The organism is Streptomyces sp. NPDC088157 (genome assembly GCF_044741545.1).
GTDB lineage: Bacteria > Actinomycetota > Actinomycetes > Streptomycetales > Streptomycetaceae > Streptomyces.
In genome coordinates this window covers 144,574-157,435 of record NZ_JBIUSU010000005.1, presented here as the reverse complement: position 1 = coordinate 157,435, position 12,862 = coordinate 144,574, and the positions used below count along the sequence as shown (strand labels likewise).

The 12,862-nt window shown below is 71.0% G+C and carries 19 protein-coding genes; all 19 read right to left on the bottom strand.

Translation table 11 applies throughout. The features are described from left to right. Positions 1 to 3: 3 nt before the first annotated feature. The 19 genes from ACIPFH_RS20765 to ACIPFH_RS20675 all read right to left on the bottom strand — a co-directional run bounded on the left by ACIPFH_RS20765 (position 4) and on the right by ACIPFH_RS20675 (position 12,844). Complete coding sequence (locus ACIPFH_RS20765; protein WP_401828287.1) at positions 4 to 216, bottom strand: hypothetical protein; 213 nt, start codon at positions 214 to 216, stop codon at positions 4 to 6. 15 nt (positions 217 to 231) lie between these two features. Then, on the bottom strand, positions 232 to 621 hold the full coding sequence (locus ACIPFH_RS20760) for a hypothetical protein (RefSeq protein WP_401828286.1): 390 nt from the start codon (positions 619 to 621) through the stop codon (positions 232 to 234). Between the two features lie 46 nt (positions 622 to 667). After that, positions 668 to 1,918 carry a phage major capsid protein gene (locus ACIPFH_RS20755; protein ID WP_401828285.1) on the bottom strand — a complete coding sequence of 417 codons (1,251 nt, stop codon included), beginning with the start codon at positions 1,916 to 1,918 and terminating at the stop codon, positions 668 to 670. A gap of 66 nt (positions 1,919 to 1,984) precedes the next feature. Next, positions 1,985 to 2,740, bottom strand: coding sequence for an HK97 family phage prohead protease (locus ACIPFH_RS20750; RefSeq protein WP_401828283.1), 756 nt, complete (start codon positions 2,738 to 2,740; stop codon positions 1,985 to 1,987). After that, entirely contained in the window at positions 2,724 to 4,058 is a 1,335-nt protein-coding gene (locus ACIPFH_RS20745) for a phage portal protein (protein WP_401828282.1), read from the bottom strand. Before ACIPFH_RS20745 ends, ACIPFH_RS20750 begins: the two co-directional genes overlap by 17 nt. Before the next feature lie 169 nt (positions 4,059 to 4,227). Then, positions 4,228 to 5,694, bottom strand: a complete 1,467-nt coding sequence (locus ACIPFH_RS20740) for a terminase (protein ID WP_401828281.1) — start codon at positions 5,692 to 5,694, stop codon at positions 4,228 to 4,230. Beyond that, a complete protein-coding gene (locus ACIPFH_RS20735; RefSeq protein WP_401828280.1) occupies positions 5,687 to 5,962 on the bottom strand; it encodes a hypothetical protein in 276 nt (91 codons plus the stop codon). The genes ACIPFH_RS20740 and ACIPFH_RS20735 overlap by 8 nt, the downstream gene beginning before the upstream one ends. Before the next feature lie 295 nt (positions 5,963 to 6,257). Beyond that, positions 6,258 to 6,695, bottom strand: a complete 438-nt coding sequence (locus tag ACIPFH_RS20730) for an AAA family ATPase (protein WP_401828279.1) — start codon at positions 6,693 to 6,695, stop codon at positions 6,258 to 6,260. 4 nt (positions 6,696 to 6,699) lie between these two features. Continuing rightward, positions 6,700 to 6,909, bottom strand: a complete 210-nt coding sequence (locus tag ACIPFH_RS20725; protein ID WP_401828278.1) for a hypothetical protein — start codon at positions 6,907 to 6,909, stop codon at positions 6,700 to 6,702. A 2-nt stretch (positions 6,910 to 6,911) separates the two neighbouring features. Further along, positions 6,912 to 7,196 carry an HNH endonuclease gene (locus ACIPFH_RS20720; RefSeq protein WP_401828277.1) on the bottom strand — a complete coding sequence of 95 codons (285 nt, stop codon included), beginning with the start codon at positions 7,194 to 7,196 and terminating at the stop codon, positions 6,912 to 6,914. Between the two features lie 15 nt (positions 7,197 to 7,211). Next, complete coding sequence (locus ACIPFH_RS20715) at positions 7,212 to 7,712, bottom strand: hypothetical protein (RefSeq protein ID WP_401828276.1); 501 nt, start codon at positions 7,710 to 7,712, stop codon at positions 7,212 to 7,214. A gap of 206 nt (positions 7,713 to 7,918) precedes the next feature. After that, positions 7,919 to 8,119, bottom strand: a complete 201-nt coding sequence (locus ACIPFH_RS20710; RefSeq protein ID WP_401828275.1) for a hypothetical protein — start codon at positions 8,117 to 8,119, stop codon at positions 7,919 to 7,921. A 177-nt stretch (positions 8,120 to 8,296) separates the two neighbouring features. After that, a complete protein-coding gene (locus ACIPFH_RS20705) occupies positions 8,297 to 10,429 on the bottom strand; it encodes an FtsK/SpoIIIE domain-containing protein (RefSeq protein WP_401828273.1) in 2,133 nt (710 codons plus the stop codon). 86 nt (positions 10,430 to 10,515) lie between these two features. Then, positions 10,516 to 10,701 (bottom strand): DUF6257 family protein, encoded by a 186-nt coding sequence (locus ACIPFH_RS20700; RefSeq protein ID WP_401828272.1) that lies wholly within the window; start codon positions 10,699 to 10,701, stop codon positions 10,516 to 10,518. A gap of 2 nt (positions 10,702 to 10,703) precedes the next feature. Further along, positions 10,704 to 11,015, bottom strand: coding sequence for a hypothetical protein (locus tag ACIPFH_RS20695; RefSeq protein ID WP_401828271.1), 312 nt, complete (start codon positions 11,013 to 11,015; stop codon positions 10,704 to 10,706). Further along, positions 11,012 to 11,857, bottom strand: a complete 846-nt coding sequence (locus tag ACIPFH_RS20690) for a DUF2637 domain-containing protein (RefSeq protein ID WP_401828269.1) — start codon at positions 11,855 to 11,857, stop codon at positions 11,012 to 11,014. Before ACIPFH_RS20690 ends, ACIPFH_RS20695 begins: the two co-directional genes overlap by 4 nt. Further along, entirely contained in the window at positions 11,854 to 12,108 is a 255-nt protein-coding gene (locus ACIPFH_RS20685; RefSeq protein WP_401828268.1) for a hypothetical protein, read from the bottom strand. The genes ACIPFH_RS20690 and ACIPFH_RS20685 overlap by 4 nt, the downstream gene beginning before the upstream one ends. Then, positions 12,105 to 12,479: a DUF6907 domain-containing protein gene (locus ACIPFH_RS20680; RefSeq protein WP_401828267.1), complete on the bottom strand. Its 375-nt coding sequence runs from the start codon at positions 12,477 to 12,479 to the stop codon at positions 12,105 to 12,107. Before ACIPFH_RS20680 ends, ACIPFH_RS20685 begins: the two co-directional genes overlap by 4 nt. Next, complete coding sequence (locus ACIPFH_RS20675) at positions 12,476 to 12,844, bottom strand: hypothetical protein (protein WP_401828265.1); 369 nt, start codon at positions 12,842 to 12,844, stop codon at positions 12,476 to 12,478. The genes ACIPFH_RS20680 and ACIPFH_RS20675 overlap by 4 nt, the downstream gene beginning before the upstream one ends. Between the last annotated feature and the right edge of the window lie 18 nt (positions 12,845 to 12,862).

The window sequence follows — 12,862 nt, the reverse complement described above, 5'->3', positions numbered from 1 at the left end:
TGGCTACGGCCCCGACGGGGCGGGCTTGCGGCGGCGGGCAGGCGGCTTTCGGGCGGACGTCTCTGTGACGGCAGCCCGTTCGGGCGTCTCGACGGTTGGGGTGCGCACGAGCTCGGCGCGCACCCCATCCGCCCACACAGCTGCCTCGGAGCCGGGCAGGTCGACGACCTGCCCGATCTCCCAGATGAAGCCCTCACCCGCAACGCTGGTCAGCATGCGGATCCGGGCCACTCAGTCCCCCAGGCCCTTGTGGAGTTCCTCGACCTCGCGGACGGCCCGCTCCTCGGCGGCCTTGGCGGCCTCGTCCTGGGCGTCCTTGAGCGCCTTGACGTCCGGGTCCGGCTCGGCCGGCCCGGTGCCGTCCTCCGCCTGAGCGGAGGACACGCCGCGGGCGGCGACGTCGACCGCGGATGCGGCCTGCTCGGCGAGCTGCTTCTTGGCCGCGGCGATCGCCACGTCCTTGTCGCCGATGAACTCCGGCGCCGTCTGGTCCATTGAACCGTCGGCGCGGCGCGAGGCCATGACGATCCGGTCGTGGTCGCCCGCGGCCGCGGCCTGCGCGGTGGGCTTGTTCTGCACGACGCCGCTGTCCGCGGCGTCCTTCCTCGGTGTGGTCGCCATGACGGGACTCTCCTTCTGCCTGATGGCGGGCGGGTGACGGGCGGGATCAGGTCGCGGAGTTGCGGTACGCCTTGTACGCGCCGGTGTCCTGCGGCGTGCCGTCGGTGCGCGCGAAGGCGAGGAAGCCGACCTGCAGGTAGTCCGCGTAGCGCTCGGCCAGGCGCAGCAGCTGCACGTCCTGCACGTCACGGATGAGGTAGCCGGCGAAGAAGTCGCCGAACAGGATCGACCGCGCGTTCGCGGCCATAACGGGCATGTCCTGGTTGACGGTGTAGGTGTAGCCCAGCAGCCCGTCGGGGACGCCGACCTGCACGGACGGCTCCCACAGGGGGCGGCTCTGGCCGTCCTTGAGCTTGCGCGCAGCGGCCAGGGTGGCGTCGTTGAGCATGAACCGGGCCCGGCCGCTGCTGCGGTAGGCCGGGTCAACCGAGTGAATCAGGTCGATCAGGTCGTCGTAGGTGACCGACGTGGTCTGCCCTGTCGTGCCGGTCTTGCCGATGACGGCGTTGGTCTGCACGCCCTCCGGCTGGGCGGTGCCCGTGCCGGTGGTGAAGTGGGCGTTCTGGGCGCGGCCGATGCGCTCGCCGAGCTTGCGGGCCAGCCACGACTCCATGTCGAACGCGGAGTCGTTGAGGAGCTGGAGGCTGACGCGCACCAGCTTCGACGTGTACATGAACGCGCCGACGTCCGCCTGTCCGATGGTCACGTCCTGCTCGGTGACCTGGGTGTTCTCGGCGAGGATCGCGCCGACGTTCGCGGTGTCGTCGTTCGTCGGCCAGGGCAGCGTCGCGCCGGTCTCCGTGGTGATGACCTCGGCGACGTCGCGCATCGCGCCGTAGAACTTCATCGTCTCGACCATCTGGGCCCGGAACGGGGCGGGCACCAGGTAGCCGCCGGCTGCGCCGGTGGCCACGCCGGCGGCGCGCAGCTCCCTGCCGTCGACGAAGCCGGACCGCAGCGCGGTGCGCTCCTCGGCCGACAGCTCGGTCGCACCGTCGCGCATCCATGTGCGCCAGGCGTTGGCGTAGGCGGCGGAGCGGTCCTCGCCGCCGTGGCGCTCGTTGTCGGCTTCCTGGGTCGCCTGGACGACCTGGGTGTAGTCGACGTTGGCCAGGCGCTGATGGCGCTCGTCGCGCTCGATGTCGGCGGACAGCCGCTCGACATCGGCGAGCGCGGCGTCCCAGGCGGAGCGGTCCTCGGCGGGCAGCTCCGCGTCGGTGGCGGCGCGGTTCTGGAACTCCTGGGCCTTGGCCCAGGCGGTGGCCCTCTGGTCCAGCAGGGTCTGAAGGGTGGCCATGCGTGCCTCCAGCACGAAGAGCCCCGGCGCCGTATGCGGCGGGGCTGGGGATGGGTGTGGGTGCGTCTACCGCGCCAGGCGGTAGCGGGCGGCGAGCAGCTCCATCTGCCTCGCCTGACGGCCCCCAGTGGTCTCTCCCGGCTGGGTTGCGTCGCTGCCCCGAGTGGCCGCCGTAGCGGCCGGCTCGTGGCGGTAAGTCAGTAGCTCGGGCCGGTGGGCAGCCCGGCGGGCGAACGCGTCGTCGTCACCGCGGGCGGCAAGGGCCATCCCGACGGAACGCACTGCGACGTCGGTGCCTTCGTAGGCGGGGAACGTCACGGCCGACACCTCGAAGAGCTGCACCTCACGGATGGTCCGCAGCTCAGCCTCCAGGTCGCCCTCGGACGTCTGGACGGTGACAGTGGTCCAGTCGTCCTTGACGGTTCGGAACCCGAAGCTCATCCCGGTGATGTTCTTGTTCTCCAGATTCACCACCAGGTCGCCGACGTAGGACAGGCGGGTGTCCAGGTCGGAGTCGACGGCCAGGCCGGTCTCGTCCTGAGCCAGGCGTAGGGAGCCGGCCGACACCCGGGATACGACCAGGCGGGTGTCGTGGTCGACGAGGTAGCGGGCGTCGCCCTCGGCGAGGGTCTTGGTGAACGCGCCCGGCGCGACCTCCTCATAGAACCCCCAGGTCAGGGGGTTGCCGATGGCGGTTCGCTGGTTGAAGACGGCGGCGTGCCCGTCGAAGCCGCGCACGCCCTGGTCGTCGCCAGCCGCGCGCAGCTGCACCCCGGCGGTGGCCAGGGCTAGATCGCGGCGTTCCTCATTCCTGGTGTTCATCGCCGTCTTCCTCCTGGGGTGGCTCGGGGCTGAGCAGTCGGTGCGCGGCGGCCAGGTGGCGTGCAGCGCGGGCGGCCCGGTCGTCGGGCTCGGCGCCCGTTGCGGCCGCGGTCGTGGTGGTGGGGTCGGTGCCCAGCGGCGCCATGTACAGCGGCTGGAGCCGCATGTCACCCTCGGGTCCGCCGATCGGGGTGAGGTCCTCGAGGTCGCGGATGTCGTCCGCGGAGAAAGCGCCCGTGTCGCGCATCGCCCGATAGAACGTCGCGCGCGCCGCGGAGTCGCCGCGCAGCAGGCCGCCGAGCTGGTACTTGGCGTATTGGTCCGCCGGCAGCAGCTCCTTGCGGACGCGCTGCTCGGTCGGTGTCAGCCACGTCGGAGCCAGGTCCCAGGTCACGAAGCCCTGAGCCTGCTGCTCCAGGCCCGTCCCCCAGCTGGTCGATTTGCTGGTCTCCATCAGCAGGAACAGCGGCACGCCGAACATGCGGGCCACCTCGACCACCTGGAACTGCCTGCTCTCGAGGAACTGGCTGTCCTTATACGGCATCGTGACGGGGTGAAAGGCTGCCCCGGAGTCCAGCACGGCGATGTCGCCGGCCGACTCGTAGCCGGACAGCTTGGCCTTCCATCCCGCTTTCAGCTGCTCGGCCTGCTCCTTATTCAGCCGCTGCTCGGTCTGGAGCACCCCGGAGATCATGTTGCCCGAGCCGTACAGGTTTGCTGCCGCCTTCTCAGCGGCCATGCCCAACCCGATGCCCTCGGCCGCGGCCCGGATCGGAGAGCAGCCGGTGATGCCGTCGTAGCCCAGCGCGGGCAGGTGCAGGATCTGCTTGGTCGTGCGCCGCTGCCGGACGCCGTCGTCGTCCAGGATCCAGAACACCTTGCCGCCGGGGTTCTCCTCGGTCGGCTTCTCCCGGTCGACCTTGACCCTGTCCGGGCGGACCGGCCACAGCTGAACAACCTGCCCGGCACCGTTGACGATCTTCTGAAGGTAGGCGTTGCCCCAGAGCAGGCGGTGTACGTACACCAGCCGCCACAGCTCGAACGGCGTCAGCTCGGGGTGCGGGTCCTCCAGCAGCGGCACCGTCGTGCGGTCCTTCGTGCCCTTGGTGTACGTGTGCAGGGGCAGGGCTGCCGACACGTTGGCGATGACCGCCACCGACCGCCAGACGGCCGGCATGTGCAGGGCACTGGTCTCCGTCACGGACACGCCGGACTTCAGGGGCGTCCCGCCCAGCAGGCTCAGCAGGCTGGGAGCGGTGAGAGGAAGGGCGGGATTCTCCAGGGACGAACGCCGCTCGAACAGGCCGAACAGGCTCATGAGCTCGCCTCCCTACCGACAGCGGCCGCCGGCCTGGCATGGGCCCGCTCTGCGATGACCACACCTAGCAGGCCGCCCAGGATGAACGCTGCGGGCACATAGACCAGGGCCACGCCCCACAGCAGGGCAAGTACACACACGGCCTCCAGGCCGTACAGGACAGCGGTTCTCACCACAGGTTCGGCGCCCCTTCCTGCTCCACCTCGACGCCGAGCCCCCACCGGGCGAGCGTGACCGCCACCAGCGGACTGATGTCGACCGAGACGATGCGCCGGGCCCACGCCCACGCGTCACCCAGCGGACGCTTCTGCGCGCCCGCCAGAGCCGCGGCGAGCGGCGCCTGGTCAAGGTGAGACAGGGTTTGCTCGGCGACCGCGTCGAAGAACTGGCCGCACGCCGCGGCGACGTCACGCCCCTTCGGCTGCACGACCGTGACGCCCAGGCGCTCCTCCAGGTCGGCGATGAGCGAACCGGCGGGGCCGGCGCCGTCGACGACCCAGCAGCGCGGCTTCCATTTCTCGTGCAGCGCTGCGGCCCGATCGAGGATCCATCCCGTGCCCGGCCGATGGTCGACCACCTCGGCGTGCGTACCGCCCCGCCACTCGCCCGCCACACCGATCGCCGCATGCGACCGCTCCGGCGTCATGTCGATGGCGAACGCCACCGGGTCACTGGGGGTTGAGTCCGACGCCGCCAGCGCCCGCCAGGCCTCCTCCCCGATGACCTGCCACGTGTCCGCGACATCCGACGGGTAGTCGCCCACACCGAGCCGCTCACGGGCGTACCCGTCTTTGCTGAGCGTGGCCCGCTCACGGGCGACCTTCTCCAACGTCAGCCTGTAGCCGATGGCCGGATTCGACTTGAGGACCGCGTCGTCGGAGGCCGCGTCGTCGTGCTCCGCACAGTCCTGCGGGCACTCGTCGACGTGCGGGTCCACCGACCACTCGAAGTAGGCCAGCGACGGGTCCGGCACTCCCACTTCGATCGCGGCCACCGCGCGACGTCGTAGGCGCCCGAGCTGTACGGACGGGGCGCCGATCCCGGCGCTGCCCAGGTACCAGATCTGCGGGTCCGCGACGGCCGCCATCGTGGGCAGTAGCGCGTCCATCTCGTTGTCGCCGAGGATCATGTCCTCGTCCATCACGTTGCAGTGGCCGGTGAAGCCGCGCCCGGATCCTTTGCTGCGGGCGATGAACCGCAGCAGCTGCCCGGTGTGCAGCTCGATCCCTTCCTCGCCGACTGTCTGTCGGTAGGTCTTCACGCGTTTGTGCAGGTCAGGGTTCTGCCGGATCAGGCGCTCGATCCGCTTGAACGCGTTCTTCGCCGTCTTGAACTCGTGTGCCGAGTGGAGGATCAGCTCCTCGCCGCCGATGAACAGGCCCCACAACTCGCGGGCTTCGATGATCCCGCCCTTGCCGTTCTGGCGAGGAACGTTCACCGCGACCTCGAACGAGGCCCAGCTTCCGTCCGGCTTCTCTCCCATGCCGACGCGCAGCACGTGCTGCTGCCACGGATCCAGGTGCAGACCCGCCCGGGCCGCCAGGTCGATGGCCTCCTGGCCCGCAGTCGACACGGCTGGCGGCGCGGTCTGGATCGGCGGCGTCTGCCAGCCGAACACCCGGCCGCCATCACTCACTGGCTGCCTGCTCGAGGGCGGCGGCACGGCGCTTCTTTCGCTGCTCAGCAATGTCATCGACCGTGTCTCCCTTCGATTGGACCGGGGCCAGCTTCCGGAGGTCGGCCATGATCGAGCGGAGCTTGTCGGCGCCGACCGCTGCCGAGGCGAGCGCATCGGTGTCGTCGAGCAGCCGCGCGAGACGGCGGGCGACGGACGCCATTCCGGGCGACGTCTCGTCGGCGTGAAGATCTTCCAGCTCGTGGGCAATCTCGTCGGCGACGGACATGATCACCTCCGGCTTGACGCGGACACGGCCGCCACTAATTCACTCGAACCGAGTTCGCGGGAATAGCGAGGGCAGTCACGCAGGGTGATGGTCACCCAGGGTGACAGCCGCTAAATCGCTGGCGTTCACTTCGCCGGATTAGGGACTCGATTTGGCCGCGCAAAAAATCGGGCGACAAGGGCGTTTGGGTCGCCCGGTCCTCGCCTGAAGTTTTGATCTACTCCTCCCGGCGGGCCTTGATCGTCTTGCGAGGCCAACGGGCCGGCCGCGCGAAGCTTCGCCGTTTGATGTTTGGTCACCAGGTGCGGGAGGCCTGGGGCATGGGGTCACGGGGGAGGTTGCGCCTGCCTCTGTACCAGCGGGTTGCCACGCGCCGCATGTCCGTGTCGCGCATGGCTTCGATGCGCTGCATGACGATCGCTTCGCCCGGGTCAACGGTCACGATGCGGGCGTCGAGGCGCTTGTACTTGGCCATGGCCTTGGCGCTGGGCATGGTGTGGATCAGGTAGACGTCGGCCTTATCTCGTACCTGGATGGCCTCGTCGAGGGCGGCGTACCGGGCACGGTGGGCGACGCGCAGGATGGTGGGGTCCTGGTTCCATTGCGGCGCGCCGGGCCCCGTCAAAGCGCGAGTGATGAGGTCGAGGTCGATGACGATGTCACGCGCGGTGGCGTGCGACTGGATCCACGAGGACTTGCCGGAGGCCGGCGGGCCGGTGATGACGTACAGCACCAGGTCACCGGTAGTGCTCGACGGTGGCGCCGTGGGCCTGGTGGCCGGGCGGCAGGTCACTCAGCAGCGCCTCAAGGCTGACGGCCACCGTGCACAGGACGGGCTCACCAGGGTGGTGGACGCAGACGAAGCCGCTTGGGAACTCGACGCCACTCCAGGTGCGGCCGTCGGCCAGGCGCAGGAAGAAGGGGACGGCGGGTGCCGGGACTGCCATGGTCACCATCTCCGTGAGGCTCGCTGCTGCGGGACCTTCGCCAGCACCGGGGCGCGGTTGCCCTTGCTGCTGTTGCAGCTCCGGTGTGCGGGGCGGGCGTTGGCCCGGTCGAGGAGGTCGCCGCCGCGGCTGAGGGGGACCTCGTGGTCGAGGGTGAAGCTGAGCGGGTGGCGGGCGTCGAGCTCGTAGCCGATGTTGTGGCCGCACAGCCAGCAGGGGAGTCGTTGGGCGCGGAGCCAGGCGCAGAGTCTGCGGTAGGGGCGCCCGTTGCGGGGGTTGCCGGCCACGGGCGCCTCCTCCGGTCAGGATGCTGGCGTGGCGCCCTGCGTGGCCAGGTCGTTGGTGACGGCCTCGATGGCGGCGTCGAGCTCGGCGTCGGTCATGCCGTCGCAGGCGGTGGAGCCTGAGGTGGCGTCGATGGTGTCGGTGGAGTCGAGGAGTTCGCTCTCGATCCAGGCCCGGCAGTCGGCGGAGATGTCGGGCCCGGTGGGGACGGGGACGGGGGTGGCGCTCTTGAGTGCGTCCTCGGCGACCTTGTCGGCCTGGTCGCTGTCCATCCACTCGGTGGTGACCTCGCCGGTGAGGCGTTGAAGGGTGGCGTCGTCGACGCCGTTGCACGCGGGTGGCCGGCTGCCGGTCGGCATTGGGCTGCCGTTGGACCTGGCGGCTACGCCTTGTTCGAGCTGCTTGGCCATGGCGGTCTTGCAGGCTGCGACGTTGCCGGAGCCGCTGTCCGTGTCGGAGCAGCCGGTGAGGGCGGCGAGGGCGAGCAGGGCGGCGCAGGCCGCGGCACGGGTGTTCATGGTCCCCCCAAGGACGTGTGGTGCTGAGGGGGCATCATCTGCCGCGGGGCGGGGGCCTGGAGGCGGTGTGTCCGTGTTGTGACCCGTGTGGGTGGCACGACGAAGCCCCAGCCGGTGAGCAGTCGGCTGGGGCTTCGTGTGCGTCTGTGGTGCCGGTTGAGGGCACAGTTGTACACCCGGATCGTCACACGCTGGCTGACCTGCGGTCAAGCGGCTGAGCGCGCGGCGCGTTCGTCGGCGATGGCGGCGACGTCCCGGGCGGTGTACCAGGGGTGCCGGTCGGTGCCGCCGGAGCGGGTGAGCTGGCCGCGGTAGACCAGGTTGCGGAGGGCTCCGGCGGTGATGCCGAGGACCTGGCGGGTCTGTGCGGCGGTGAGCTGGCCGGGCGGGGCGAAGCGGTCGTCCATGTCCCCATGATGCGGCAGTGAGTGACCTTGTGGCGGGCTCCTGGCGGTCGATTCTGAGGGCTGCGACCGCCCACTGGGCCCCGGGCCGCTGCCTCACTTGGCGGCCGTATGCGCTGGTCAGGTCCAGTGTGGCGGGGCAGTGACCTTGGAAGTGGAAAGTCACTGCCCACTGCCGGGTCACTGTGCCTCGGCGAGCTCCGTCGCGCGCTGCTCGAGGGCGCTCTCGACGCTCTCCAGCTTGACCACCGGGTAGCCGTCGACCACTCCCGGCTCCTGTCCGTACTCGGCGAGCAGGGCCTTGAGCCGGGCGCCGTTCCAGTGCTCGTAGACGGCGTGGTTGCGGGTCTTGAGCCGGTGGATGACCTCGGTGGTCCGTACCCGCTTCTCGCGGCCGACGGCGGCGGCCAGGTCGGCGAGGTGGTCGACGGGGGCCACGACCTCCAGCTTGTGGACGGTGGCGACGTCCTCACGGCGCGCCTTGGCCCGCTCGGTGAGGATCAGGGCGTCCTCGCCGCTGATGAAGTGCGTCCGCACGGTGACGGACGACTCGCCGGACTCCAGCGGGATGCCTTCACCGGCGACGACGAGGGTGCCGCGGTCCTTGCCCCGGCGGAGCTTGTGCGGGGCGGCGCCGGCGTCGACGGGGGCTTCGCCAAGGGCCATCTTGGCCTGGGATTCGGTGCCGAGGACGAGGGAGCCGCGGATGTGGTTGCCCTCGCGGGAGCGCTTGGGCAGGTTCTCGTCGGTGGGGTCCTGGGTGCCTTCCCAGATGGTGACGTTCACGGCGCGGCCCTGGTCGTGGACCTTCTTGACGGCCTGGAAGTAGCGGCTGGTGGCCTTGCTGCCGCCGTAGGGGCGGCCGTCGGGGCTCTTGGCGCCGCAGCCGTAGGCGACCTGGGCTTCGTCGACGACGAGGACGACGGGGCGGAAGCGGGGGTCGGTGCGGGCCATCTCGCGGGTGACGCCGTCGGTGGCGCCGGACTCTTCCAGCAGGGCGATGCGCTCCTGCATCTCGCCGACGGCCCACTCGACCATGTCGGTGGCCTGGGCGACGTGGTCGTCGGTGGGGCCCTGGATGAGGACTTGGGCGAGGCCGAGGAACGCCCGCCAGTCGCCGACGCCCTTGAGGTCGGCGATGTAGAAGTCGACGGTGGGGTCGAGGGCGAGCCACAGGGCGAGGGCGCGCAGGCTGGCGGTCTTGCCCTGGTTGGACAGGCCGGTGAGCAGGATGTGCCGCTGGAAGACGCTGACGCCGACGGCGTCGCCGCGCAGGTTCTGTCCCCACGGGGCGGAGCCGGTGTAGTAGTCGGCGCTGGCGTCTTCCTCGGCGATGAGCGGGGACGGGCCGATGGGCTCGTCGAGGGCGCCGCTGTCGGCGATCCACAGGCGGACGGTGCGCGGCTGCGGCGGGATGCTGATGAACACCTCGTGCTCGTGCCGGTTGAGGTTCTCGGCGAGCTTGCGGCGCCGCCCCTGGATCTCTTCGGTGGAGACGCCGGAGGGCAGGGTGACGTCGACCTCCACCCCACATCCGGCGATCTTGATGGGGGAGAGCATGGCGGCACCGATGTCACCCATGCCGTCGATGGCCTTGCGCAGCGGGGAAATGCCCAGGTCACGGAAGGCGACGACGACGACGGAGGGGGTGATGGTGTCGCCGAAGGTGCGGGCGCTGGCGGGCAGTGCCCACTGCGGGGCGGTGTGCTGGTGCCGGCCGAGGGCCCACACGGCGGCGAGGCCGATCCAGGGGGCGGCGAACAGGAACGGGTCCCAGACGACGCCGCCGATGAAGGCGACCAGGCGGACGAGGTCGATGACGGTCTCGATGGGGGTGAGGACGTCGCGGACGTCGCCGCTTCCCCAGGCCAGCAGGATGCCGAGCATGAGCAGGACGCCGGAGGCGCCGAGGGTGGCGAGGCCGATGGCCTTGGGTGCCTGGATCATCAGCTGGAGCATGTCGAGGCGGCGCCGGTGCCGGGCGGCCCGGTAGGCGGCGGCCCGCTGCTCCCATTCCTTGACCTCGTCCATGAGGCCGGCGGCTTCGGCGGCGCGGATCATGCGCTCGTAGCGGCTGCCGCTGCGGGAGTCCCAGATGCGGCGGGCGGCGACCTTGGTGCCGCCGACGGTGTAGGACGCGTGGCGGACGGCGATGCGCCCTGCGGCCTGGACGCGCTCGTCGGCGAGGGCGGCCCGGGTGATGCGCAGGTAGCGGGCCCGGCGGCGTTCGGGACGGGTCGAGGACGCACCGGACGGGGGTGCGTCCTGGGCGTCCGGGGTGGTGTCCGGCGGCTTGATCAGGGTGACTGTCATGCTGGGGCTTCCTGCCTCTTGCTGGGGTACGGAGAGCCCCGGGGCGGCCGGCTTCCTTGGCCGGGTGACGGCCGCCCCGGGGTGAGCTACTTGCCGTTCTTGCGCTTGCGGGCCGTGTCCTCGATGCGTTCGATGCGCGCCATGAGGTCGGCGACGTAGACGTTGCCGCTGCCGTTGTCGGCCAGCCCCCGCTTGCCCATCCGGGCCAGCAGGAGACCGATCCGGGCCTTCTCGCCGGTGGTGAAATCGCTGAAGCCGACGTCCTTGGCCATGGTCAACATCCCTTCTGGTAGTCGGACAGCAGGCTCTTGAGGACGAGCAGGCAGACCGTGGCGCAGACGGCGCCGACCGCTACGGCGACCGCGAGGACCGCGGCGGCCATGGCGAGGAAGGACAGGGCGACCGCCCCGCCGATACCGGCCGCGACGTACAGGCCGACCGGGCGCCGCACCGGCGCCGGGGTGACCGCCTGCCGTTGCGGCTGGGCGACCTGCTGCGCGGCGAGGACGGCGACGATCTGCTTGAGCATCTCGGTGTTGTCGGCGGCCTCGACGGCGTCGCGGGCGGCCTTCTCGATGTCGCTCACGCCCTCACCGCCGGCACCAGCGCGATGGACGGGGCTTGCCCTTCGGCAAGGAACTCCATGTCGGCCGCCTGGCGCTCCTCGTCGAGCCGCGCGAACACCTTCTTCACGTAGGAGGTGCTGCGGGTAGCCTGCCGCGCGGTTTCCGCAACCGGGGTGCCCGTCAACCAGGCCGCACGGATCACGTTCGCCGCCGCTTCGGTCGGCAACCGGTCGACCGTGGCGCCGGTCACCTCGTCGTCCTCGTCGCGGGCCGGGAACTCGGGGTGCCACACCCGGCGGTCACCACAGATGACCAGCGGCTCAACCGCCGGGGCAGGCTCGGGCGGTGCAATCGCTACCGGCTCGGTGGCGGTCACCTCGACAGGGGTGACCGTGGGCACCTCGGGGCGGTCGACCTCGACCACGACCACTGGGGCGTCGGTGTCCGGCTGCTCGGCCTCGGCGTGACCTGTGAGGGCCTGGTGGACCTGCCGCATCAGCGCGCCGAACGCGAGGAGGGCGGCCGTGGGCGGCACCGCGGCCACCACGTAGTCGAGGAGCTCGGCGGCGGAGCCGACCCCTGCCACGTTCAGGGCGATCGAGGAGCCGGAGCCGACCACGGTGAGGCCGATGGCCCACCCGTCGACTTCGCCGGCGAGGGCGGCCCGCAGCATGAGCAGCTCGCCCGCAACGATGAACAGGTCCAGGGTCGCGGGCCAGGCCCACGCCCGGACTTCCTTGGCGCGCATGCCGTGGGCGAGGGCGACCTCGGCGAGGTGCGCGTAGGACAGCCAGAAAGCGGCGGCCGTCAGGGCGATGATGACCAGGCCGGCGGCGATGGCCAGGGCACGGGTCGGGCTCATCGTTTCCGGTCCTCTCGGAACGTGGCGTACTCGCCAGGCGGGTAGACGTAGTTGGACAGGGCGCCCTCGGCAGCCACAGCGGCGGCACCGAGGACGGCGATCGCGGCGGCGGCAGCGGTGTGGCCCTGGTCGGCCGCTGCGTTGGCGGCCGTAGAGGCGAGCTGGGTGGCGCGGCGGGCCGAGGCGGGCGATCCGTCGGCGGTGTTCATGGCGCTGTACAGGGCGTCGCGGGCACGGTCACGGATCCTCACTGGGCGCCCCCGTCGCGGAGTCCGGGGAGCTGGTCGGCGAGTTCACGAAGCCGGTCGGCGTGCGCCTCGAACGTCGCGGCCAAGTCGTACAGGCCGACGGGGTCGAGGGTGCGGGCGTAGTTGCCCTGCTCGACGAACACGCCGAGGGAGCGGGCCGCGGGGATGCTGGCGTAGGGGGCTTGGCCGACGAACGCAGTCCACAGCCGTTCGCCTCTGTGGGTGAGGCGGTGTTCGGGGCCCTTGTGGTCGAGGTCCGCGCGGTAGCTGTCGGGCCGGTGGTCGGCGTGGCCGACGCACCAGGACGGCTCCGGGATCGTCACGTCACCGGCGTCGATGGTGGGCAGGGTGACGGTGCGGGGCTCGGTGCTCACTGGTCTGCACCCCGCTCGCTGGCGAGGAACGCGGTCACCTCGGGGAAGTGCCGGTCGACGAAGCGGCGGGCGGCCTCCTCCTCGTCGACGGGCTCGGCTCCGAGGGCGCGCAGCAGGAGGCGCAGGGCCTCGCGGACGGAGACGACCTGGTCGCTGCCGAGCAGCTGCTGACCGACGCTGATGGCCACGTCCAGCTCGCTGGGCTCGGGCTGCGAGTCGACGCGGGCCGGGTAGCGGGTGGCGAAGGTGGCGCGGGCCAGATGGCCGGCCGGGCTGTGGTAGTCGCGCCAGGCCTCGCTGTGCAGCTCGGCGAGGTGGGATGGGGAACTTGCGGGCGCGTTCGGGCCCGCGACATGATCGGTCATGCCGACTCCTGGTCTAGT

Excerpts from the sequence above, each read along its gene's own strand:
- ACIPFH_RS20690 (WP_401828269.1), bottom strand. The coding sequence starts at position 11,857 with ATGAGCCCGACCCGTGCCCTGGCCATCGCCGCCGGCCTGGTCATCATC.
- ACIPFH_RS20750 (WP_401828283.1), bottom strand. The coding sequence starts at position 2,740 with ATGAACACCAGGAATGAGGAACGCCGCGATCTAGCCCTGGCCACCGCC.
- ACIPFH_RS20675 (WP_401828265.1), bottom strand. The coding sequence starts at position 12,844 with ATGACCGATCATGTCGCGGGCCCGAACGCGCCCGCAAGTTCCCCATCC.
- ACIPFH_RS20765 (WP_401828287.1), bottom strand. The coding sequence starts at position 216 with ATGCTGACCAGCGTTGCGGGTGAGGGCTTCATCTGGGAGATCGGGCAG.
- ACIPFH_RS20715 (WP_401828276.1), bottom strand. The coding sequence starts at position 7,712 with ATGAACACCCGTGCCGCGGCCTGCGCCGCCCTGCTCGCCCTCGCCGCC.
- ACIPFH_RS20725 (WP_401828278.1), bottom strand. The coding sequence starts at position 6,909 with ATGGCAGTCCCGGCACCCGCCGTCCCCTTCTTCCTGCGCCTGGCCGAC.
- ACIPFH_RS20705 (WP_401828273.1), bottom strand. The coding sequence starts at position 10,429 with ATGACAGTCACCCTGATCAAGCCGCCGGACACCACCCCGGACGCCCAG.
- ACIPFH_RS20745 (WP_401828282.1), bottom strand. The coding sequence starts at position 4,058 with ATGAGCCTGTTCGGCCTGTTCGAGCGGCGTTCGTCCCTGGAGAATCCC.
- ACIPFH_RS20700 (WP_401828272.1), bottom strand. The coding sequence starts at position 10,701 with ATGGCCAAGGACGTCGGCTTCAGCGATTTCACCACCGGCGAGAAGGCC.
- ACIPFH_RS20755 (WP_401828285.1), bottom strand. The coding sequence starts at position 1,918 with ATGGCCACCCTTCAGACCCTGCTGGACCAGAGGGCCACCGCCTGGGCC.
- ACIPFH_RS20760 (WP_401828286.1), bottom strand. The coding sequence starts at position 621 with ATGGCGACCACACCGAGGAAGGACGCCGCGGACAGCGGCGTCGTGCAG.
- ACIPFH_RS20710 (WP_401828275.1), bottom strand. The coding sequence starts at position 8,119 with ATGGACGACCGCTTCGCCCCGCCCGGCCAGCTCACCGCCGCACAGACC.
- ACIPFH_RS20735 (WP_401828280.1), bottom strand. The coding sequence starts at position 5,962 with ATGTCCGTCGCCGACGAGATTGCCCACGAGCTGGAAGATCTTCACGCC.